The 22338-nt window shown below is 59.6% G+C and carries 17 protein-coding genes and 2 tRNA genes; 15 read left to right on the top strand and 4 right to left on the bottom strand.

Features of this window, described 5'->3' with window-relative positions; translation table 11 throughout:
- Positions 1-56: 56 nt before the first annotated feature.
- From hfq to AC1ROI_RS21510, 7 genes are all read left to right on the top strand, one after another.
- Positions 57-317: an RNA chaperone Hfq gene (hfq, locus tag AC1ROI_RS21540; protein WP_007902656.1), complete on the top strand. Its 261-nt coding sequence runs from the start codon at positions 57-59 to the stop codon at positions 315-317.
- 12 nt (positions 318-329) lie between these two features.
- Positions 330-1631, top strand: coding sequence for a ribosome rescue GTPase HflX (gene hflX, locus AC1ROI_RS21535; protein WP_010464197.1), 1302 nt, complete (start codon positions 330-332; stop codon positions 1629-1631).
- A gap of 96 nt (positions 1632-1727) precedes the next feature.
- A complete protein-coding gene (gene hflK, locus AC1ROI_RS21530) occupies positions 1728-2900 on the top strand; it encodes an FtsH protease activity modulator HflK (RefSeq protein ID WP_010464196.1) in 1173 nt (390 codons plus the stop codon).
- Positions 2900-3769, top strand: a complete 870-nt coding sequence (gene hflC / locus AC1ROI_RS21525) for a protease modulator HflC (protein ID WP_010464195.1) — start codon at positions 2900-2902, stop codon at positions 3767-3769. The genes hflK and hflC overlap by 1 nt, the downstream gene beginning before the upstream one ends.
- A 314-nt stretch (positions 3770-4083) precedes the next feature.
- Positions 4084-5271, top strand: a complete 1188-nt coding sequence (locus AC1ROI_RS21520) for an ATP phosphoribosyltransferase regulatory subunit (RefSeq protein WP_010464194.1) — start codon at positions 4084-4086, stop codon at positions 5269-5271.
- Positions 5272-5325: 54 nt separating this feature from the next.
- A complete protein-coding gene (locus AC1ROI_RS21515) occupies positions 5326-6618 on the top strand; it encodes an adenylosuccinate synthase (protein ID WP_010464193.1) in 1293 nt (430 codons plus the stop codon).
- Positions 6619-6768: 150 nt separating this feature from the next.
- On the top strand, positions 6769-8703 hold the full coding sequence (locus tag AC1ROI_RS21510) for a methyl-accepting chemotaxis protein (protein WP_010464192.1): 1935 nt from the start codon (positions 6769-6771) through the stop codon (positions 8701-8703).
- Between the two features lie 123 nt (positions 8704-8826).
- Here the strand turns inward: AC1ROI_RS21510 and AC1ROI_RS21505 are convergent, their stop codons facing one another.
- From AC1ROI_RS21505 to AC1ROI_RS21490, 4 genes are all read right to left on the bottom strand, one after another.
- Positions 8827-10392 (bottom strand): ABC transporter permease, encoded by a 1566-nt coding sequence (locus AC1ROI_RS21505; protein WP_077750242.1) that lies wholly within the window; start codon positions 10390-10392, stop codon positions 8827-8829.
- A complete protein-coding gene (locus tag AC1ROI_RS21500) occupies positions 10392-11402 on the bottom strand; it encodes an extracellular solute-binding protein (protein ID WP_102594080.1) in 1011 nt (336 codons plus the stop codon). The genes AC1ROI_RS21505 and AC1ROI_RS21500 overlap by 1 nt, the downstream gene beginning before the upstream one ends.
- A gap of 219 nt (positions 11403-11621) precedes the next feature.
- Positions 11622-11708 (bottom strand) — tRNA-Leu (locus tag AC1ROI_RS21495).
- Positions 11709-11874: 166 nt separating this feature from the next.
- Positions 11875-11961, bottom strand: a tRNA-Leu gene (locus AC1ROI_RS21490).
- Positions 11962-12187: 226 nt separating this feature from the next.
- On the opposite strand from AC1ROI_RS21490, the gene rnr reads away from it, so the two are divergent.
- The 8 genes from rnr (at position 12188) to AC1ROI_RS21450 (ending at position 22063) form a co-directional block, all read left to right on the top strand.
- Positions 12188-14818, top strand: a complete 2631-nt coding sequence (gene rnr / locus AC1ROI_RS21485; RefSeq protein ID WP_010464189.1) for a ribonuclease R — start codon at positions 12188-12190, stop codon at positions 14816-14818.
- Entirely contained in the window at positions 14815-15582 is a 768-nt protein-coding gene (rlmB, locus tag AC1ROI_RS21480) for a 23S rRNA (guanosine(2251)-2'-O)-methyltransferase RlmB (protein ID WP_010464188.1), read from the top strand. Before rnr ends, rlmB begins: the two co-directional genes overlap by 4 nt.
- Positions 15583-15897: 315 nt before the next feature.
- Complete coding sequence (rpsF, locus tag AC1ROI_RS21475) at positions 15898-16320, top strand: 30S ribosomal protein S6 (RefSeq protein ID WP_003217491.1); 423 nt, start codon at positions 15898-15900, stop codon at positions 16318-16320.
- Positions 16321-16348: 28 nt separating this feature from the next.
- Positions 16349-16579: a 30S ribosomal protein S18 gene (rpsR, locus tag AC1ROI_RS21470; RefSeq protein ID WP_002551829.1), complete on the top strand. Its 231-nt coding sequence runs from the start codon at positions 16349-16351 to the stop codon at positions 16577-16579.
- Between the two features lie 36 nt (positions 16580-16615).
- Positions 16616-17509, top strand: a complete 894-nt coding sequence (locus tag AC1ROI_RS21465; RefSeq protein WP_010464187.1) for a YybS family protein — start codon at positions 16616-16618, stop codon at positions 17507-17509.
- A gap of 19 nt (positions 17510-17528) precedes the next feature.
- Positions 17529-17975, top strand: a complete 447-nt coding sequence (gene rplI, locus AC1ROI_RS21460) for a 50S ribosomal protein L9 (RefSeq protein WP_003197251.1) — start codon at positions 17529-17531, stop codon at positions 17973-17975.
- 108 nt (positions 17976-18083) lie between these two features.
- Entirely contained in the window at positions 18084-19478 is a 1395-nt protein-coding gene (gene dnaB / locus AC1ROI_RS21455; RefSeq protein ID WP_010464182.1) for a replicative DNA helicase, read from the top strand.
- Between the two features lie 281 nt (positions 19479-19759).
- A complete protein-coding gene (locus tag AC1ROI_RS21450) occupies positions 19760-22063 on the top strand; it encodes a YgiQ family radical SAM protein (protein ID WP_077748929.1) in 2304 nt (767 codons plus the stop codon).
- Positions 22064-22338: the final 275 nt, after the last annotated feature.

Genomic DNA, 22338 nt, shown 5'->3' with positions numbered 1-22338 from the left:
CCACAAGCCATCTGTTTACCTATTTTTTATATTGAATCCTTAAAGGAGTGCGGCACATGTCAAAAGGGCATTCGCTACAAGACCCTTACTTGAATACTTTACGTAAAGAGAAAGTTGGGGTGTCCATCTACCTGGTGAACGGGATCAAACTGCAAGGCACGATCGAGTCTTTCGACCAGTTCGTTATCCTGCTGAAAAACACCGTCAGCCAGATGGTTTACAAACACGCTATCTCTACAGTGGTGCCGGTTCGTCCAATTCGTCTGCCTAGCGCAACCGAATCCGAAGCAGGTGACGCTGAGCCAGGTAACGCCTGATAGGAGTCTCCTTTGTTCTTTGAGCGCCACGGTGGTGGTGAGCGAGTGATCCTCGTTCACTTGGATGGACAGGACCCTGAGGCGCGCGAAGATCCGCAGGAGTTTCAGGAGTTGGCTAATTCGGCTGGCGCCGAGACCGTTGCGTTTTTTAACGTGCCGCGTCATCGGCCAACCGCCAAATTCCTGATTGGCAGCGGCAAGGTCGAGGAACTTCGCGACCTGGTCCATGCCGAGAAGGCAGATCTGGTGATCTTCAATCACATCCTCACGCCCAGTCAGGAACGTAACCTCGAACGTGTTTTCGAGTGTCGCGTGATCGACCGCACGGGTCTGATTCTCGATATTTTCGCCCAGCGCGCCCGTACCCATGAAGGCAAGCTCCAGGTAGAACTGGCCCAGCTTGACCACATGAGCACCCGGCTGGTTCGTGGCTGGACTCACCTTGAGCGTCAAGGTGGCGGTATCGGCATGCGTGGCCCGGGTGAAACCCAGCTGGAAACCGACCGCCGTTTGCTGCGGGTACGCCTGCGACAGATCAAGGGCCGACTGGAAAAAGTGCGCAGTCAGCGCGAGCAGTCGCGACGCGGCCGTTCGCGTGCGGATATTCCTACCGTGTCCCTTGTGGGCTATACCAACGCCGGCAAATCCACGCTCTTCAATAACGTGACGAAATCCGACGTGTACGCGGCTGACCAGTTGTTTGCCACGCTGGACCCGACCTTGCGCCGTCTGGAGCTCGACGACCTGGGGCCGATTGTCCTGGCCGATACGGTGGGTTTCATACGCCACTTGCCTCACAAACTGGTTGAGGCATTTCGGTCTACGCTCGAAGAGTCGAGCAACTCAGACCTGCTGTTGCACGTGATCGATGCGGCCGAACCGGATCGCATGTTGCAGATCGAGCAGGTGATGGTGGTGCTGGGCGAGATCGGTGCCCAGGACTTGCCGATCCTCGAGGTCTATAACAAACTCGATTTGCTTGAAGGCGTTGAGCCACAAATCCAGCGCGACGAAAACGGCAAGCCCCAACGGGTCTGGCTGTCGGCGCGTGATGGCAGTGGTCTGGAATTGCTTGAGCAAGCCATTGCCGAGTTGCTGGGCGGTGATTTGTTTGTTGGCACCTTGCGCTTGCCGCAGCGTTTTGCTCGACTGCGTGCGCAGTTTTTCGAACTCGGTGCGGTGCAGAAAGAAGAACACGACGAAGAAGGCATCAGCCTGCTGGCCGTTCGCTTGCCACGGGTTGAGTTGAATCGACTGGTGAGTCGCGAAGGTCTGCAACCGATGGAATTCATCGAACAACACACTTTGCAATAAAAGCCTGAAAAAGCGGTTGTGCCGCGGTGACAGGCATTCTGTAGCATTGGTCGGCGCGCCGTGGGTGCGTCTTTGCTTTATCAGATGGAGAGCGCTATGGCTTGGAATGAGCCGGGTGGCAACTCGAATAATCAGGATCCTTGGGGTGGCAAGCGCCGCAATAACGGCGACCGCAAGGGACCACCGGATCTCGACGAGGCCTTCCGAAAGCTGCAGGAAAGCCTGAACGGGTTGTTCGGTGGTGGTAAGAAACGCGGTGATGACGGCGGTGGTTCGGGCAAGAGTGGCGGCTTCGGCGGCCTGCTCGGCATCGGCCTGGTCGTGTTGGCGGCCGTATGGCTGTACAGCGCGGTCTACGTAGTCGACGAGCAGGAGCAAGCCGTGGTGCTGCGCTTCGGCAAGTACTACGAAACCGTCGGCCCGGGCCTGAACATCTACTTCCCGCCGATCGATCGCAAGTACCTGGAAAACGTCACGCGTGAGCGTGCCTATACCAAGCAGGGTCAAATGCTCACTGAAGACGAGAACATCGTCGAAGTGCCGCTGACCGTGCAGTACAAGATCAGCAACCTGCAGGACTTCGTGCTGAACGTCGATGCGCCGGAAATCAGCCTGCAGCACGCGACCGAAAGTGCCTTGCGCCATGTGGTGGGTTCCACCGCGATGGACCAGGTGCTGACCGAAGGTCGTGAGTTGATGGCCAGCGAAATCAAGGAGCGTCTGCAACGCTTCATGGATACCTATCGCACCGGTATCACCATCACTCAGGTGAACGTACAGAGCGCAGCGGCACCGCGCGAAGTGCAGGAAGCCTTCGATGACGTGATCCGTGCCCGTGAAGACGAGCAGCGTTCGCGCAACCAGGCTGAAACCTACGCCAACGGCGTCGTGCCGGAAGCCCGTGGTCAGGCCCAGCGTATCCTCGAAGATGCCAACGGCTACCGTGACGAAACTGTCTCGCGCGCCAAGGGTGAGGCTGATCGCTTCACCAAACTGGTGAGCGAGTACCGCAAGGCCCCTGAAGTCACCCGCGAGCGTCTGTACCTGGACACCATGCAGGAAGTCTTCACCAATACCAGCAAGGTCCTCGTGACCGGCAACAAGAATGGCCAGAGCAATCTGCTGTACTTGCCGCTGGACAAGATGGTCGAAAGTGGTCGCAACACCAGCACTCCGGTGACCGGTGCGGCAGCCACCAGCAATGAAGCGAATGCGCGTGCGGCAGCTGATCTGCAGCAACAGCAAGCACGTACCAGGGAGAGTCGCTGATGAGCAATAAATCGCTGATCGCCCTTATTGTCGGCGTCGTCGTGGCCATCGCTGCCTGGAACTGCTTCTACATCGTGGCTCAGACCGAGCGTGCGGTGCTGCTGCAGTTCGGTCGGGTGGTCCAGGCCGATGTTCAGCCGGGCCTGCATGTGAAAGTGCCTTACGTTAACCAGGTGCGCAAATTCGACGCACGCCTGATGACGCTGGATGCACCGACGCAACGCTTCCTGACGCTGGAAAAGAAAGCCGTGATGGTCGATGCCTACGCCAAGTGGCGCGTGAAAGATGCCGAGCGCTTCTACACCGCGACTTCCGGCCTCAAGCAGATTGCCGATGAGCGTCTTTCCCGTCGTCTGGAGTCGGGCCTGCGTGACCAGTTCGGTAAGCGTACGCTGCACGAAGTGGTGTCCGGTGAGCGTGATGCGCTGATGTCCGACATCACTGCCTCACTGAACAAGATGGCGGAAAAAGAGCTGGGTATCGAAGTTGTCGATGTCCGGGTCAAGGCCATCGATCTGCCGAAAGAAGTAAACCGCAGTGTGTTCGAGCGTATGAGCTCCGAGCGTGAGCGTGAAGCTCGCGAGCACCGCGCCAAGGGTAACGAGCTGGCAGAAGGCATCCGTGCCGACGCCGATCGTCAACGCCGTGTGCTGCTGGCTGAAGCCTATCGTGAATCTGAAGAGGTTCGCGGTGATGGTGATGCCCAGGCCGCTGCGATCTACTCCAAGGCCTACGGCCAGGATCAGGAGTTCTACGGTTTCTACCGTAGCCTGCGCGCCTACCGTGAAAGCTTCGCGAACAAATCCGACGTCATGGTCCTGGACCCAAGCAGCGACTTCTTCCGTTACCTGGAAAAAGCCAAGCCTTGATACGACGTTGACCTGAATCATCCCCCGCCTGGCGGCTAAAGCCTCGGGCGGGGTGATCCTTTGGGAAAACGTGTGTATGATGCGGCAGCCGGGAAATTCCCGGCTTTTTTGCGTCTGCACGTTTGATTGCTGTTTTTAGCGGGCGCCCGAGTTGAATGACTCGACAGGTTTTTCGAGGAAAGTGGTTGGCGAAGCCGGTTTCAGGCTTTTCGCCACGTTGTTTATGCGCGTGGTTTGCACATGCGCCGACCATTTTCTGCTTCACTCAAGGCTCGCCCAACGGCTGGCCGCCCGGATCATAGGGGAATGGCGTAATGGCAACGGTAGACCGCTGGCTGCTGCCAGATGGCATCGAAGAAGTACTGCCACCAGAGGCGGCGCGCATTGAAGTCGCGCGTCGTCAGGTGTTGGATCTGTTCCAGAGCTGGGGTTACGAGTTTGTCGTGACTCCCCATATCGAGTACCTGGAATCCCTGCTGACCGGCGCGGGCTCGGACCTCGATCTGCGGACCTTCAAGGTCATCGACCCGCAATCGGGCCGGCAGATGGGGTTCCGTGCCGACATCACGCCGCAAGTGGCGCGCATCGATGCGCACACCCTGCGCCGTGAAGGCCCGAGCCGCCTGTGCTATGCCGGCAGCGTGCTGCATGCCCAGCCGCGCGCCCTGTCGTCCTCACGCAGCCCGATCCAGCTGGGCGCCGAGTTGTATGGCGATGCCAGCCCGAGCAGCGACGTGGAAGTCATCAGCCTGATGCTGGCCATGCTGCAACTGGCCGATGTGCCGGATGTGCACATGGACCTCGGTCATGTCGGCATCTACCGCGGCCTGGCCCGTGCGGCCGGTCTGTCTGGCGAAGTTGAACAGCAGTTGTTCGATGCGTTGCAACGCAAGGCCATCGACGAGGTCATTACCTTGACCGAAGGCTTGCCTGCCGATCTGTCGGGCATGTTGCGCGCGTTGGTCGATCTGTGTGGCGGCCGTGAAGTATTGAGCGCTGCTCGCGAGCGTCTGGCGCATGCGCCAGCGCCGGTTCTGGCGGCGCTGGACGATTTGCTGGCGATTGCCGAGCGTCTGTCCACGCGTTTCCCGGAGTTACCGCTTTATTTCGACCTGGGCGAGTTGCGCGGCTACCACTACCACACCGGTGTGGTGTTCGCGGTGTTCGTACCGGGTGTTGGCCAGTCCATTGCCCAGGGCGGTCGTTACGACGACATCGGCGCCGACTTCGGTCGCGCTCGTCCGGCAACCGGCTTCTCCACCGATTTGAAAACCCTGGTGACCCTGGGGCGTGCTGAGATCAAGCTACCGTCTGGCGGTATCTGGATGCCTGACAGTACGGATGCGGCACTCTGGCAGCAGGTTTGTCAGTTGCGCAGTGAGGGTCAGCGTGTCGTTCAGGCGTTGCCTGGACAACCTTTGGCCGCCGCCCGTGAAGCGGACTGCGACCGGCAATTGATTCAGCAGAACGGGCTTTGGCAAGTATCGCCACTGGCTTCTTGAGTTTTCCTGTCGGCTGCGGCCGGCACCAAGTTTGCGCGAATGAGGACAAGTGTTATGGGTAAGAATGTCGTAGTCCTGGGCACCCAATGGGGTGATGAGGGCAAAGGCAAGATCGTTGATCTGCTGACCGAACATGCTGCCGCCGTAGTGCGCTACCAGGGTGGCCACAACGCGGGTCACACCCTGGTGATCGACGGCGAAAAAACCGTCTTGCACCTGATTCCGTCGGGCGTTTTGCGCGAAGGCGTGCAGTGCCTGATCGGCAACGGCGTGGTGGTTGCACCCGACGCTCTGCTGCGGGAAATCATCAAGCTGGAAGAGAAAGGCGTACCGGTGCGTGAGCGCCTGCGTATCAGCCCGTCCTGCCCGCTGATCCTGTCCTACCACGTCGCGCTGGACCAGGCCCGTGAAAAGGCCCGTGGCGAGCTGAAGATCGGTACCACCGGTCGCGGCATCGGCCCGGCTTATGAAGACAAGGTTGCACGTCGCGGTCTGCGCATCGGTGACCTGTTCCACCGTGAGCGTTTCGCCGCCAAGCTGGGTGAGTTGCTGGATTACCACAACTTCGTCCTGGTCAATTACTACAAAGAGCCTGCGATCGACTTCCAGAAAACACTCGACGAGTGCATGGAATACGCCGAGCTGCTGAAGCCGATGATGCTCGACGTCACCGCCGAGCTGCACGAGTTGCGTCGCGCTGGCAAAGACATCATGTTCGAAGGCGCCCAAGGCTCCCTGCTGGACATCGACCACGGTACCTACCCGTACGTCACCAGCTCCAACACCACCGCGGGCGGCATCGCTACCGGTTCGGGTTTTGGTCCGATGTACCTGGATTACATCCTGGGCATCACCAAGGCGTACACCACCCGCGTGGGTTCGGGTCCGTTTCCGACTGAGCTGTTCGACGACGTGGGTGCATTCCTGGCCAAGCGTGGCCACGAGTTCGGCGCTACCACCGGTCGTGCCCGTCGTTGCGGCTGGTTCGATGCCGTCATCCTGCGTCGCGCTATCGACGTCAACAGCATCTCGGGCCTGTGCCTGACCAAGCTGGACGTGCTGGACGGTCTGGAAACCATCAACATCTGTGTTGGCTACAAGAACCAGGATGGTGCAGTGATCGACGCGCCGACTGACGCCGACAGCTACATCGGCCTGGAGCCGGTGTACGAAGAGATGCCAGGCTGGACCGAATCCACCGTCGGTGCCAAGACGCTGGAAGAGCTGCCGCAAGCTGCTCGCAACTACATCAAGCGCGTCGAAGAGTTGGTCGGTGCGCCGATTGACATTATTTCGACGGGCCCGGACCGCAACGAAACCATCGTTTTGCGTCACCCGTTCGCTTAATAAGTTGTTGATGTAGAAAGCAAAGGGCCCTTGATTGGGCCCTTTGTCATTTATACCTGCCGGACGGCATGACCTTTGCTGTGATGTTGAATAAAAGCATCGCTTCCAGTGCGCCATCAATTTAATGGCGCCAAAGCAGAGGGATTCCAAGTGTCGGCCGTTCTCTCATTGTTACAAAGCCGTTTGTTGCGGCCTGTGTTCGTTACCCTTGGTATCGCCCTTTTGGTGCAGGTGCTGGTGGCTGTTGCTCTGACTCGGAGCACGGTGACTGCGCTTGAGGCTGATCTTGGTGTGCGTCTGGGTGTCGACAGCCAAAAACTGTCTGGAGAGCTTGAGCAGGCGGGGCGTGAAGTCACGTCGAGCCTGGACAACCTCTCTACCAGCACCCGTCAGCGACTCACCGCCGGCTTGTCGACTCGCTTGAAAGACGAGCAGGTGCAATTGCGTGCGACGTTGGAAAAGGATCTCAAGGATTCGGCCAACGACATGGCGCAACTGCTGGCCTCGGTCGCTCCGCGCGCCATGTGGGACAGCGACGTTCCAACCCTGTCCGAATTTGCCCGTCGAGCCCAGCGCAATCCCAACGTGTTGTTCGTGGTGTATGACGACGCGACGGGTCAACACCTGACGCGCTACCTCAACCGCGAAAACCCGATCAACAAGGCGCTGCTGGAGAAAGGCCAGGGCGAGCGTGCGCTGGACAAAGTGCTGGACGCGGCGAAGAACGATCCATCGGTCTACTACCTCGAAGCATCGATCAACCCCAACGGCGTGGAAATCGGCAAGGTCTTGATGGGTGTCTCGACCGCCTCGGTGGAAACTGATCTGGCGGCCCTGGATAAACGTTTTGCGGCGCTGATCGCCAGCGGAGATCAACTGGTTGGCGACAGCCTCAAAGGCGCGGCCGCCGACAGCGCCACGGCGATGCGTGCGCGTCTGACGTCTGCGCAGGCTACGGCCTCTGAAATGAAAGCCAACACCACCAGCACCGTGCAGGAAGCGGCGTCGACATTGCGCTGGCGCATCGGGATGTTCCTGGCGCTGGTCGGTTGCGGTGTGCTGCTGTTGCTCGCGGTGGTGCTGGGCCGTCGCGTGGTCAATCGCTTGAAAATGCTCATCGCCGCCATGGATGACCTGGCGGCGGGTGAGGGCGACCTGACCAAGCGCGTGCAGATCAATAGCAAAGATGAAATCGGCGATATGGCCGCGGCGGTCAACCGCTTTGTGGATAAGTTGCAGCCGATCGTGCGCGAAGCGGGCGATGTGGCCCAGCGTACCGGTGTGGAAATCGGCGCCATGACCCTGCGCAATGCCGGAGCTGATGCGGCGGCGGGCATGCAGCGTGATGAAGTGGCTGAGAGCCTGCGCGCGTTGTCGCAGATGGCCGATGAAGCCCAATCGGAAAGCAACGCCATGCAGGCTGCGTTGCAGCAAGTGGTGGATATTCGTTCGGCCACCGATGAGAACACTCGAACTTCGGCGAAGGTCGGTAGCCTGATCGAGGCGTTGGCCGGGCAGGTCGATACCGGGGCGAAAGTCATCGAGCGTCTGGCGCAGCAGAGCGAGCAGATTGAAGTGGTGCTGACGGTGATTCACGGGATCGCCGAGCAAACCAACCTGCTGGCACTGAACGCCGCCATCGAAGCGGCGCGTGCCGGCGAAACCGGTCGCGGCTTTGCGGTGGTGGCGGACGAAGTCCGGGCGTTGGCGAGCAAGACTCAAAGCTCCACCGGCGACATCCAGGCGCACATCGTGGCCTTGCAGCAAGGTGCACGTGAAGCGGTGGCAGCGATCGGCCAGGCCGGGCGTCAGGCCAATGAAGGTTTGCTGGTATTGCGTGACAGCGCACGGTTGCAGCAATCGGTGCAGGCATCGGTCGAGCAGGTGCATGCGGCGATTGGTCTGGCGACCCAGGCAGCGGCGCATCAGGCGCAAGGTGCGCAGGCGGTGCGGGGTCGGGTTGAGACGATTCATGCACAGGCTGAGAAAGCGGCTCAGGCGGTGGTGGAAACCACGGCCAGCGGCAAGGTGCTGGATGGGTTGGCGGCGCAGCTGAAGGCGAGCCTGGGGCAGTTCAGGGCGTAAGATTTGTATTGGTTGAGCTGACGTCATCGCGAGCAGGCGCGCTCCCACGGGTTTGTGGGTGGGCACAGAATTTGTGACCACCTCAGATCAAATGTGGGAGTGAGCCTGCTCGCGATGGCGATCTCAACGGCTCAAATACATCCGGGTTGTTAACAGGTAAACCGGCAGCCCCGACACCAGAATCAACAACGCCGCATAAGGCGCCGCTGCCGCGAACTCCACGTTCGCGGTATGCGCCCAAACCTCCGTCGCCAGCGTATTGAGCCCGGTCGGACTCAACAGCAGCGTCGCCGTCAGCTCCTTCATCGCATCCAGAAACACCAGCGCAAACGCTGCACCCAGTGCTGGAAAGATGATCGGCAGCGTCACCCGGCAAAACGCACTGAAAGACGATGCCCCCAGCGTGCGTGCCGCCTCTTCCAGTTGCGGCGCGGCCTTGTTCAGCGCCGTGCGAATCGGTGCCTGCGCCAATGGCAAAAACAGTAGCGCATAAGCGATCAGCAGCAGTGCCGAAGTCTGGTACAGCACCGGCACGTAATGCAGGGCGAAATACACCAGCGTCAGCGCAATCACCAAGCCTGGCAGCGCGTGCAGCAGATAGGGCAAGCGCTCGGCCCAGATCGCCAGCCGGCCTTTGTGCCGCACCACCAGCAATCCCACCGGCACCGCCAGCACCAGGCACAGTGCAGCGCCACCCAGCGACAGCGCCAGGGACGACAGTAGCGCCTCGCTGATTGCTGCCACCGGGAATGCTGCCGACGAACCTACCGCCAGCCAGTACGCCAGCATCCCCAGCGGAATGCCGCTGCCGATGATTGCCAATGCCAGGCAGTAAACCTGTCCGGCAACCGTCCACGGCCCCAGTCGAACCTGTTCCGCCTGCCGCGCTGCGCCCTGGCCGGTGCGCACGTGCCGGCCTTTGCCGCGTACTCGCAACTCAAGCCACAACAGCACCAGGCACAGCGCCAGAAGCACCGCCGACAGCATCGCCGCGTTGGCGTTGCTGAATTCCAGTTCGAACTGCTGATAAATCGCGGTGGTAAAGGTTTGCAGGCCGATGATCGACAGGGCGCCGAACTCCACCAGCATGTGCAGGGCAATCAACAGCGAACCTGCAAGCAGGGACGGCCAAAGCAGGGGGAGGGTAATCCTGAAAAACACGCCCCACCGATTCTGTCCCAGCGTGCGGGCTGACTCTTCCAGGGACGGATCGAGGTTGCGCAGGGTTGCTGCGACGGGCAGAAAGATCAACGGGTACTTGGACAGGGTCATCACCAGGATCGCCCCACCCAGGCCTTCGAAATGCGCGCTCAGGGATACCCAGGTAAAACTGCTGACGAACGCCGGCACGGCGAACGGCAAGCACAGGATAACGCCCCACACACGCCGTCCTGGCAGATTGCTGCGTTCCAGCAGCCAGGCAAGGGACAAACCGATCACGCCGCAGGCGACGGTCACGCCGATCATCAGCGCCAACGTATTGCGCAGCAGCCCGAACACATAAGGCCGCCACAGCAAATGCAGCGCCTCGGCCCAGCCGGCCTGCCAAGTCTTGAGCCCGACATACACCAGCGGCAAAAGGCTGAGCACCACCAGTAGCAAAACCGGCAGCAGCAGCCAGATCGACGGCCGCTTGCGCCGTGGCACGTAACCCCCGCGCGAGGCGGGGGCGGATAACGATGCGCTCATCAGTTCAAGCCAACGTCACGTTCCAGGTCCAGGGCTTCTTCGGCGTTGCCGAGGTCGGCCGGGGTGACTTTCGGTGCCTCCAGTTCGCTGAACGGCTTGAGACCGCGATCCGATTCCATGCCTTTGTGCAGCGGGTATTCGGCGGTGGTCTGGGTGATCACGCGCTGACCTTCTTCGCTGGCCATGTAGGCGAGAAATTGCTGGGCTTCTTTTGGATGCTTGGTGGATTTCAGCACGGCGGCGCTGGAAACAGTGATCAAGCCGCCGACGTCACCGCCGGTGAAGTAATGCAGTTTCGAGTCGAGCTGGCCTTTTTCCCGTTGCAAGGCGAACCAGTAGTAGTTGTTCACCAGCACGGTGGCGACTTCGCCGTTTTCCACCGCTTTCAGCGCAACCATGTTGTTGCTGTAAGTCTTGCCGAACGCGCGCAGGCCGGTCAGCCATTCTTCGGCCGCGTCCATGCCATGCACTTTGATGATTGCCACGGCCTGTTCCTGGAACGCGCCGCTGGTAGGCACGAAACCGACTTTGCCTTGCCATTTCGGATCGGAGAATTCCATCACCGACTTGGGCAGGTCTTTTTCATCGATCAGTTTCGGGTTGAAAGCGACCACGCGGACCCGGGCGGTGATGCCGATCCAGGTGCCATTACCGGCGACGTAGTCTTTCGGCAGAACGGCGAGGGTGGCGGCGTCGGTCTGGGCCAGCAGGCCCTGTTCGCCGAGTTTGTTCAGCGGAGGCGATTCTTCTGTGTAGATCACATCGGCGGGAGAGCGGTCGCCTTCTTCGACGACCTGGCTGGCGAGCTGATTGCTGCTGCCTTTGCGTACGTTGACGTGAATGCCAGTCTTGGCTTCGAAGGCTTTGGCGATGGCGTCGCCGACTTCCTTGTGTTGGCCGTTGTAGAGGGTCAGGGAAACTGTATCAGCAGCCTGGGAGAGGGGAGTGGCGAGTGCCAGGCCGAGCAGGGTGAAGGTCAGGCCGCGGCGCAGGGTATTTCGAAACATCATTCGCAGGGTTCCTCACTGTCGCATTGCAAAAACTTGAAACAATGATAAACGATATTGTTTCTCAAGTGCGCCTTGCGGGGCGCAGAGGGTTTTGCTAGAGGGGGTGCGATCTCTTTGGCGAGGGAGGAGTAATGGCTTGAAGTTTTTGAATGCCAGAAACGCAAAAACCCGCTTTCGCGGGTTTCTGTGAAATCCAAGATCGAAACCTTGAATTTGAATTGGTGCCCAGAAGAAGACTCGAACTTCCACGACCTTGCGGTCACCAGCACCTGAAGCTGGCGTGTCTACCAATTTCACCATCTGGGCATAATCTTCAGCGTCGCCGCTGTTGATGTGGCGCACTATACGGAGAGCGTTTTGATCTGTAAACCCCTGATTTAGATTTAATAAATCAGATGTTTAGAATGCAAAAAACCCGCTTTCGCGGGTTTTTGTGTGAGCCTTGAAATTGATCTAATCTCAAGCTCGTAATTGGTGCCCAGAAGAAGACTCGAACTTCCACGACCTTGCGGTCACCAGCACCTGAAGCTGGCGTGTCTACCAATTTCACCATCTGGGCAGTATCGGCAACGCTAGTGCGTCGTCGATGGCGCGCACTATACGGAGCGTCTTTTTAACTGTAAACCCCTGGCATCAAAAAAACCTGGAAAATTTTACCAGCGGCATTTAAATCAGCTTTGCGCTGTCGATATAAGGCTTTAGATAGGCTGTCGCAGCCTGAAATTTCCCGTTTCATTACGCCTATGCCAAACTAACCCGCATATAGACAAGGTGAAAACTCTCTAATGGCCGATTGGCAGTCCCTCGATCCCGAGGCCGCTCGTGAAGCGGAAAAATATGAAAACCCTATTCCTAGCCGCGAACTGATCCTTCAGCACCTTGCTGATCGGGGTTCGCCTGCTAACCGCGAGCAGTTGGTGGAAGAGTTTGGTCTGACCACGGAAGACCAGATCGAAGCCCTGCGTCGCCGCCTGCGCGCCATGGAGCGCGACGCTCAACTGATCTATACCCGTCGCGGCACCTATGCGCCTGTGGATAAGCTCGACCTGATCCTGGGCCGCATCAGCGGTCACCGTGACGGCTTCGGCTTCCTGGTCCCGGACGACGGCAGCGATGACCTGTTCATGAGCCCGGCGCAAATGCGCCTGGTGTTCGATGGTGACCGAGCCCTGGCCCGTGTGTCTGGCCTCGACCGTCGCGGTCGTCGCGAAGGCATGATCGTCGAAGTGGTGTCCCGTGCCCACGAGACCATCGTCGGTCGCTACTTCGAAGAAGGCGGTATCGGCTTCGTGGTGGCGGACAATCCGAAGATCCAGCAAGAAGTGCTGGTCACTCCGGGTCGTAACGCCAACGCGCAGATCGGTCAATTCGTCGAAGTGAAGATCACGCACTGGCCGACCCCACGCTTCCAGCCGCAAGGCGACGTGGTCGAGGTCGTGGGCAACTACATGGCGCCGGGCATGGAAATCGACGTTGCCCTGCGCACCTACGATATTCCTCACGTCTGGCCTGAGGCGGTGCTCAAAGAAGCCGCCAAGCTCAAGCCTGAAGTTGAAGAGAAAGACAAAGAGAAGCGCATCGACCTGCGTCATCTGCCGTTCGTGACCATCGACGGTGAAGATGCGCGCGACTTCGATGACGCGGTTTACTGCGAAGCCAAGCCTGGCAAGCTGCGCCTGTTCTCCGGCGGCTGGAAGTTGTACGTGGCGATTGCCGACGTTTCCAGCTACGTGAAGATCGGTTCGGCACTGGATAACGAATCCCAGGTTCGCGGCAACTCGGTGTACTTCCCCGAGCGCGTCGTGCCGATGCTGCCGGAGCAGCTGTCCAACGGCCTGTGCTCGCTGAACCCGCACGTCGATCGCCTGGCCATGGTTTGCGAGATGACCATCTCCAAAACCGGCGAGATGACCGACTACTGCTTCTATGAAGCGGTGATTCACTCCCACGCCCGCCTGACCTACAACAAGGTCAGCGCGATGCTGGAAACGCCGAAACTCACAGAAGCGCGTCAGCTGCGTGGCGAGTACACCGACGTCCTGCCACACCTCAAGCAGCTTTACGCACTGTACAAAGTGCTGCTGGCTGCTCGTCACGTGCGTGGCGCGATCGATTTCGAAACGCAGGAAACCCGGATCATTTTCGGTACCGAGCGCAAGATTGCCGAAATCCGTCCGACCGTGCGTAACGATGCGCACAAGCTGATCGAGGAATGCATGCTGGCGGCCAACGTGGCCACCGCCGAATTCCTGAAAAAGCACGAAATCCCTGCGCTGTATCGCGTCCACGACGGTCCGCCACCGGAGCGTCTGGAAAAACTGCGCGCCTTCCTCGGCGAGCTCGGCCTGTCCTTGCACAAAGGCAAGGACGGCCCGTCGCCGAAGGATTACCAGGCCTTGCTGGCCAGCATCAAGGACCGTCCGGATTTCCACTTGATCCAGACCGTCATGCTGCGCTCGTTGAGCCAGGCGGTGTACAGCGCCGATAACCAGGGCCACTTCGGCCTGAATTACGAAGCCTATACCCACTTCACCTCGCCGATCCGCCGCTACCCGGACTTGCTCACGCACCGGGCGATCCGCAGCGTCATCCATTCCAAGCAGAACACCCCGCACGTTCGCCGTGCCGGCGCGATGACTATTCCGAAAGCGCGCATCTATCCATACGACGAAGCGGCGCTGGAGCAGCTCGGCGAGCAATGCTCGATGAGCGAACGCCGTGCCGACGAAGCCACCCGCGACGTGGTGAACTGGCTCAAGTGCGAGTTCATGAAAGACCGTGTGGGCGAATCGTTCCCGGGTGTGATCACCGCAGTGACCGGTTTTGGTCTGTTCGTCGAGCTGACCGACATCTACGTCGAAGGCCTGGTGCACGTCACCGCGCTGCCGGGCGATTACTACCACTTCGACCCTGTGCACCACCGCCTCGCCGGTGAGCGTACCGGTCGCAGCTTCCGCCTTGGCGACACCGTTGAAGTGCGCGTGATGCGCGTTGACCTCGACGAGCGCAAGATCGACTTCGAGATGGCGGAAAAAACCATCAGCGCGCCGATCGGCCGCAAAAAGCGCGGAACTGAAAAGACCGAGCCAGCCGCCAAGACATCGGCCAAAACCGCAGCAGAACCGGCACCGGCAAAAACCGGTCGTCGTCCTGCCAAGGAAAAGGCTGTCGAAGCCTATCGCCCAAGCGATGCTGCGGCGAAAAATGCCGAGTTGCGTAAAAGCCGTGAATTGAAACAGGCGTTACTGTCTGAAGCAAAAAGCGGCGGTAAAGCGGCGTCTGGGGGAAAGACCGGACGGTCGGCGCCTGACAAGGCCCCCGGCAGCAAGCCAAGCAAACACCGTAAAGGCCCGCCGAAAGCGGGTTCGGCCCCAGCCAAAAGCGGCGGTGCGCGAAAACCTAAGGCCAAGTCATGAGTAATTTGGAAAAGATCTACGGCGTGCACGCTGTAGAAGCATTGCTGCGTCACCACCCGAAACGCGTCAAGCAAATCTGGCTGGCTGAAGGCCGCAGTGATCCGCGGGTTCAGACACTGATCGCCCTGGCTGCGGAAAATCGCGTGGCCGTCGGCCAGGCCGAGCGCCGTGAGCTGGATGCCTGGGTTGAGGGTGTGCACCAGGGCGTCGTGGCGGATGTGAGCCCGAGCCAGGTCTGGGGCGAAGCGATGCTCGACGAGTTGCTCGATCGCACCGAAGGCGCGCCGCTGCTGCTGGTGCTCGACGGCGTGACCGATCCGCACAATCTGGGCGCTTGCCTGCGTTCGGCCGATGCGGCCGGTGCGCTGGCGGTGATCGTGCCGAAGGACAAGTCAGCCACCCTGACCCCGACGGTACGGAAGGTGGCTTGTGGTGCGGCGGAAGTGATTCCGTTGGTCGCCGTGACCAACCTGGCGCGAACCCTGGAAAAACTCAAGCAGCGTGGCTTGTGGGTTGTCGGTACGGCGGGCGAGGCTGAGCAGAGTCTGTATCAGCAAGACATGACCGGCCCGACCATCCTGATCATGGGCGCGGAAGGCAGTGGCATGCGTCGCCTGACTCGCGATCTTTGCGACTACCTGGTGCATCTGCCGATGACGGGCAGCGTCAGCAGCCTCAACGTGTCTGTGGCGACTGGCGTTTGCCTGTTCGAGGCCCAGCGCCAGCGCAGCGTCAAAGCTGCGGCGGGTGGCAAGAAGTCTTAAGCCGGTTGTAATCCCTGTGGGAGCGCACCTGCTCGCGAAAGCGGAGTAACATTCAGCATCAATGTTGAATGTCATGCCCCCTTCGCGAGCAGGCTCGCTCCCACAGTGGTTTGTGTCAGGGCGAAAAGTTGCGGTGCGAACGAACTGTTCAAATAATCACCAATTGCCTTGCACCTCTTCTATCCCTTCTCTACAATTGCGCCCCTTGCTGTGACGGCAGGCACTCACGTGTCTATCGCAAGCAAGTCCATAAGTGTCATTCACTCCTTGTCTGACCGTTTTTGAACGGCAGGCTACAACCCGTAAGGAGCATTCATGCGTCATTACGAAATCATCTTTTTGGTCCACCCGGATCAAAGCGAGCAAGTCGGCGGCATGGTTGAGCGTTACACCAAGCTGATCGAAGAAGACGGCGGCAAAATCCACCGTCTGGAAGATTGGGGCCGTCGTCAACTGGCCTACGCAATCAACAATGTTCACAAGGCTCACTACGTGATGCTGAACGTTGAGTGCACTGGCAAGGCCCTGGCCGAGCTGGAAGACAACTTCCGCTACAACGATGCAGTGATCCGTAACCTGGTCATCCGTCGCGAAGAAGCCGTTACCGGCCAATCCGAGATGCTCAAGGCTGAAGAAAACCGCAGTGAGCGCCGTGAGCGTCGCGACCGTCCTGAGCACGAAGGCGCTGAAAGCGCTGATAGTGATGACAGCGACAACAGCGATAACGCTGACGAGTAATCCACGGACCTTTTAAGGAGCCTATCAAATGGCACGTTTCTTCCGTCGTCGTAAATTCTGCCGCTTCACCGCTGAAGACGTGAAAGAGATCGATTACAAAGATCTCAACACTCTGAAAGCCTACGTATCCGAGACCGGCAAAATCGTTCCAAGCCGCATCACCGGTACCAAAGCTCGTTATCAGCGTCAGCTGGCCACCGCTATCAAGCGCGCCCGCTTCCTGGCCCTGCTGGCCTACACCGACAGCCACGGCCGCTGAGACCGGGCAGTCGACACGTAGCAAAGGATTGAATGCATGCGCGCCTTAGCTGAGTTCATCATGCGCGGCCGTATGCAGGCCACTCTGGTAGTGGCTGGATGCGCAATACTGCCGTTGTTGTATTGGTTGGGTGCTGCCGCCGGATGCCTTGTGCTCCTGCGGCGCGGATTGAAGGACGCCATTGGCGTACTTGCTCTGGGGCTGCTGCCGGCGTTGATCTGGTGGCTTTACTCCGATGACCCACGGGCACTTCTGGTGCTGCTGGGGTCTTCGAGCCTTGCGTTGGTTTTGCGCGCAAGCGAGTCCTGGAACCGCGTGCTGCTGGTCAGCATAGCGATGGGAGTGGTGTTTGCAGTGGTGCTGGGGACAGTTTTTGCTCCCCAAATCGAGATGCTGGCGCAGGCTTTGATAAAAGTCATGCCGTCGCTACTCGGTGATGTCTACCAGAAGTTGTCGGTAGACGAGCAAGCGCATTTTGCGTCCCTGATTGCACCGGTCCTGACCGGCCTGATTGCGGCCTTGTTGCAAATCGTCAGTGTGCTGAGCCTGATTGTCGGGCGCTACTGGCAGGCGTTGTTGTACAACCCGGGTGGTTTTGGTCGCGAGTTTCGCGCCATCCGATTCCCGCTTTTACCAGCGATGTTGCTGCTGGCGTTCATGCTTCTGGGACCGAACATCGGTCCACAGATGGCCATGTTGACGCCGTTGTGCAGCGTACCGCTGGTGTTCGCCGGGCTGGCCCTGATTCACGGGCTGGTGGCGCAAAAGCGACTGGCCAGGTTCTGGCTGGTGGGGTTGTACGTCACGCTGTTGCTGTTCATGCAGCTGATCTATCCGTTGCTGGTGGTCTTGGCCATCGTCGACAGCCTGATTGATTTTCGCGGTCGTTCGACGCCGAAAGACGTCGATAGCGCGAACGGTGAAGGTTAAAAGTTAAGAGGATTTTCACATGCAACTGATCCTTCTGGAAAAAGTCACCAACCTGGGCAACCTGGGTGACAAAGTAAACGTTAAGGCTGGTTACGGTCGTAACTACCTGCTGCCTTACGGCAAAGCTACCGCTGCGACCGCTGCCAACCTGGCTGCGTTCGAAGAGCGTCGCGCTGAGCTGGAAAAAGCCGCAGCAGACCGTAAAACTTCGGCTGAAAGCCGTGCCGCCCAACTGGCTGAGCTGGAAGTGACTATCACTGCCACCGCTGGTGACGAAGGCAAGCTGTTCGGTTCGATCGGTACTCACGACATCGCTGATGCACTGACCGCCTCTGGCGTTGAAGTGGCAAAAAGCGAAGTTCGTCTGCCGAACGGCACCATCCGCAACGTAGGCGAATTCGACGTAGCCGTGCACCTGCACGCCGAAGTTGAAGCCACCGTACGCGTTGTCGTGGTAGCAGCTTAAGCAGCACTTGTCGGCTGGCACCCTCGGGTGCTTGCCGGTAACATCGGGCACGATCCTGTTTACAGGTCGTGCCCTTTGTCTTTCTGAAACCCCCAATTTCTAGTGGCCATGAACGATATCTCCGCTCCCGAGCAATACGATCTGCAAACCGCTGCCCTGAAGGTGCCGCCGCATTCCATCGAGGCCGAACAGGCCGTGCTCGGTGGTTTGATGCTGGACAACAACGCCTGGGAACGCGTGTTGGATCAAGTGTCGGACGGCGATTTCTATCGGCATGACCACCGTTTGATCTTCCGCGCGATCGCCAAGCTCGCCGACCAGAACTCCCCCATCGACGTCGTGACCCTTGCCGAGCAATTGGACAAGGAAGGTCAGACCTCGCAGGTCGGTGGTCTCGGATACCTGGGTGAGCTGGCGAAAAACACGCCGTCCGTCGCCAACATCAAGGCGTATGCGCAGATTGTTCGTGCGCGGGCAACCTTGCGCCAACTGATCGGCATTGCCTCCGAAATTGCCGACAGTGCCTTCAACCCGGAAGGCCGTACCGCTGAAGAGATTCTCGACGAAGCCGAGCGCCAGATCTTCCAGATCGCTGAGGCCCGGCCAAAAACCGGCGGCCCGGTGAGTGTGAATGACCTGTTGACCAAGGCTATCGACCGCATCGACACCTTGTTCAACACCGACAACGCCATTACTGGTCTGTCCACCGGTTACACCGACCTCGACGGAATGACCAGTGGCTTGCAACCGTCTGACCTGATCATCGTCGCCGGCCGTCCATCCATGGGTAAAACCACCTTTGCGATGAACCTGGTGGAAAACGCCGTGTTGCGCAGTGACAAGTGCGTACTGGTCTACTCGCTCGAGATGCCAGGCGAATCGCTGATCATGCGTATGCTGTCGTCCCTCGGCCGTATCGACCAGACCAAGGTCCGTGCCGGTCGCCTGGACGACGACGATTGGCCGCGCCTGACCTCGGCGGTCAACCTGCTCAATGATCGCAAACTGTTCATCGACGATACGGCCGGCATCAGCCCGTCGGAAATGCGTGCGCGTACCCGACGCCTGGTGCGTGAGCACGGCGACATCGCCCTGATCATGATCGACTACCTGCAATTGATGCAAATCCCGGGTTCGGGCGGTGACAACCGGACCAACGAGATTTCCGAGATCTCCCGTTCCTTGAAGGCCCTCGCCAAGGAATTCAACTGCCCGGTGGTGGCGTTGTCCCAGCTCAACCGCTCCCTGGAGCAGCGACCGAACAAACGCCCGATCAACTCCGACCTCCGGGAATCCGGAGCGATCGAGCAGGATGCTGACGTGATCATGTTCGTTTACCGGGACGAGGTGTACCACCCGGAAACTGAGCACAAAGGCATCGCCGAGATCATCATCGGCAAGCAGCGGAACGGCCCGATCGGCACGTCGCGGCTGGCGTTCATCGGCAAGTACACCCGCTTCGAAAACCTCGCACCGGGCAGCTACAACTTCGACGACGAGTAACGCCCAGGCAGGACGCTTGCCTGTGGGGAGCTTGCTCCCGCTCGGCTGCGCAGCAGTCGCAAAGCTGAGGAATGCGGTCCGTCTGGAAAAATTCGGTCGAAGGTTTTGGGGCCGCTTCGCTGCCCAGCGGGAGCAAGCTCCCTCGCCACAAGGGTTGCGCCTGGCCTCTGGATCTTTGCGCGAAACGGGCGCCGCAATTTCCGACCATAGCCGTCGGAATTGGTTGTTTTTTGTGCTATATTCCGCGCCCGCGATTTTTCATCTCAACACCGGTCATCGTCATGCAAACAGCCAAGCCGTTATTTGACTATCCCAAGTACTGGGCCGAATGTTTCGGCCCGGCGCCATTCCTGCCGATGAGCAGGGAGGAGATGGATCAGCTTGGCTGGGATTCCTGCGACATCATCATCGTCACCGGTGATGCGTACGTTGACCATCCGTCGTTCGGCATGGCAATCATCGGCCGGCTGCTGGAGTCGCAAGGCTTCCGCGTCGGGATCATTGCCCAGCCAAACTGGCAGTCCAAAGACGACTTCATGAAGCTCGGCGAGCCGAACCTGTTCTTCGGTGTCGCGGCCGGCAACATGGATTCGATGATCAACCGCTACACCGCCGACAAGAAAATCCGTTCCGATGACGCCTACACCCCGGGTGGCCTGGCGGGCAAACGTCCGGACCGCGCGAGCCTGGTTTACAGCCAGCGCTGCAAGGAAGCCTACAAGAATGTACCGATCGTGCTCGGCGGCATCGAAGCTTCCCTGCGTCGCATCGCCCACTACGATTACTGGCAGGACCGGGTGCGCAACTCGATCCTGATCGACGCCTGCGCCGACATCCTGCTCTACGGCAACGCCGAGCGTGCGATCGTCGAAGTCGCCCAGCGTCTGTCCTTCGGTCACAAGATCGAAGACATCACTGACGTGCGCGGCACCGCGTTCATCCGTCGTGACACGCCGAAAGACTGGTACGAAGTCGATTCCACGCGCATCGACCGTCCGGGCAAGGTCGACAAGATCATCAACCCGTACGTGAACACCCAGGACACCCAGGCCTGCGCGATCGAGCAGGAAAAAGGCCCGGTTGAAGACCCGAGCGAAGCCAAGGTCGTGCAGATCCTGGCCAGCCCGAAAATGACCCGCGACAAAACCGTGATTCGTCTGCCCTCGGTCGAGAAAGTCCGTGGCGATGCGGTTCTGTACGCTCACGCCAACCGCGTGCTTCACCTGGAAACCAACCCGGGCAACGCCCGCGCCCTGGTGCAGAAGCATGGCGAAGTCGACGTCTGGTTCAACCCGCCGCCGATTCCGATGACCACTGAAGAAATGGACTACGTGTTCGGCATGCCTTACGCACGGGTTCCGCACCCGGCGTATGGCAAGGAAAAAATTCCTGCCTACGACATGATCCGCTTTTCGGTGAACATCATGCGTGGCTGCTTCGGTGGCTGCACCTTCTGCTCGATCACCGAGCACGAAGGCCGGATCATCCAGAACCGTTCCGAAGAGTCGATCATTCGCGAAATCGAAGAGATCCGCGACAAGGTTCCAGGCTTCACTGGCGTGATTTCCGACCTCGGTGGCCCGACTGCGAACATGTACCGCATCGCCTGCAAGAGCCCGGAAATCGAATCCGCGTGCCGCAAGCCGTCGTGCGTGTTCCCGGGCATCTGCCCCAACCTGAACACCGATCACTCATCGCTGATTCAGCTGTACCGCAGCGCCCGTGCCTTGCCGGGTGTGAAGAAGATCCTGATCGCGTCCGGGCTGCGCTACGACCTCGCGGTCGAGTCGCCGGAATACGTCAAAGAGCTGGTGACCCACCACGTCGGCGGTTACCTGAAGATCGCCCCGGAACACACCGAGGAAGGTCCGCTCAACCAGATGATGAAACCGGGCATCGGCAGCTATGACAAGTTCAAGCGCATGTTCGAGAAGTACTCCAAGGAAGCCGGGAAAGAGCAGTACCTGATTCCGTACTTCATCGCCGCCCACCCAGGCACCACCGACGAAGACATGATGAACCTGGCCCTGTGGCTCAAGGGCAACGGCTTCCGCGCCGACCAGGTGCAGGCGTTCTACCCGTCGCCGATGGCCACCGCCACCGCGATGTACCATTCGGGCAAGAACCCGCTGCGCAAGGTCACTTACAAGAGCGACGCGGTGACCATCGTCAAGAGTGAAGAGCAGCGTCGCCTGCACAAGGCGTTCTTGCGTTATCACGACCCGAAAGGCTGGCCGATGCTGCGTGAAGCGTTGACCCGCATGGGCCGCGCCGACCTGATCGGACCGGGCAAGAACCAGTTGATCCCGCTGCATCAGCCGGCGACCGACAGCTACCAGAGCGCCCGTCGCAAGAACTCGACGCCGGCCGGCAGTCACAAGGTTGCAGGGGAAAAAACCACCAAGATCCTGACCCAGCACACCGGCCTGCCACCGCGTGCCAGCGATGGCGGCAATCCGTGGGACAAGCGTGAACAGGCCAAGGCGGCGGCATTCGCCCGCAACCAACAGGCGGCCAAAGATCGCAAGGACGCGGCCAAAGGCAAGGGACCGAAGCCTGCGCGCAAGCCGGTAGTGCCGCGCTAAACGCTGACCGCTGATAACAGAACGCCAACCTTCGGGTTGGCGTTTTTTATTGTCTGCTGATCGTTCCCGCGCGCTGCGTGGTAATGCCTCAAGGGACGCTCCGCGTCCAGTGACGCAGAGCGTCACGGGCTGCATTCCCACGCAGAGCGTGGGAACGTTCGTAGTTATCTCGCCACATTTGCGTGCAATCCTCTCAAACCAATTTCCCGCATCGCCCGATTTTGGTGCTGTACTGCCTCAAGCAATCGAAGAAAGCGCCAGCGCTGCTGGATGGC

It is taken from the genome of Pseudomonas sp. GW823-FHT02C02, assembly GCF_058797635.1.
This window is presented reverse-complemented; position numbering and strand designations above follow the sequence as displayed.

Excerpts from the sequence above, each read along its gene's own strand:
- hflC (WP_010464195.1), top strand. The coding sequence starts at position 2,900 with ATGAGCAATAAATCGCTGATCGCCCTTATTGTCGGCGTCGTCGTGGCC.
- rplI (WP_003197251.1), top strand. The coding sequence starts at position 17,529 with ATGCAACTGATCCTTCTGGAAAAAGTCACCAACCTGGGCAACCTGGGT.
- AC1ROI_RS21450 (WP_077748929.1), top strand. The coding sequence starts at position 19,760 with ATGCAAACAGCCAAGCCGTTATTTGACTATCCCAAGTACTGGGCCGAA.
- hfq (WP_007902656.1), top strand. The coding sequence starts at position 57 with ATGTCAAAAGGGCATTCGCTACAAGACCCTTACTTGAATACTTTACGT.
- rlmB (WP_010464188.1), top strand. The coding sequence starts at position 14,815 with ATGAGTAATTTGGAAAAGATCTACGGCGTGCACGCTGTAGAAGCATTG.
- AC1ROI_RS21505 (WP_077750242.1), bottom strand. The coding sequence starts at position 10,392 with ATGAGCGCATCGTTATCCGCCCCCGCCTCGCGCGGGGGTTACGTGCCA.
- dnaB (WP_010464182.1), top strand. The coding sequence starts at position 18,084 with ATGAACGATATCTCCGCTCCCGAGCAATACGATCTGCAAACCGCTGCC.
- rnr (WP_010464189.1), top strand. The coding sequence starts at position 12,188 with ATGGCCGATTGGCAGTCCCTCGATCCCGAGGCCGCTCGTGAAGCGGAA.
- rpsR (WP_002551829.1), top strand. The coding sequence starts at position 16,349 with ATGGCACGTTTCTTCCGTCGTCGTAAATTCTGCCGCTTCACCGCTGAA.
- hflK (WP_010464196.1), top strand. The coding sequence starts at position 1,728 with ATGGCTTGGAATGAGCCGGGTGGCAACTCGAATAATCAGGATCCTTGG.
- AC1ROI_RS21465 (WP_010464187.1), top strand. The coding sequence starts at position 16,616 with ATGCGCGCCTTAGCTGAGTTCATCATGCGCGGCCGTATGCAGGCCACT.
- AC1ROI_RS21500 (WP_102594080.1), bottom strand. The coding sequence starts at position 11,402 with ATGATGTTTCGAAATACCCTGCGCCGCGGCCTGACCTTCACCCTGCTC.
- rpsF (WP_003217491.1), top strand. The coding sequence starts at position 15,898 with ATGCGTCATTACGAAATCATCTTTTTGGTCCACCCGGATCAAAGCGAG.
- AC1ROI_RS21520 (WP_010464194.1), top strand. The coding sequence starts at position 4,084 with ATGGCAACGGTAGACCGCTGGCTGCTGCCAGATGGCATCGAAGAAGTA.
- AC1ROI_RS21515 (WP_010464193.1), top strand. The coding sequence starts at position 5,326 with ATGGGTAAGAATGTCGTAGTCCTGGGCACCCAATGGGGTGATGAGGGC.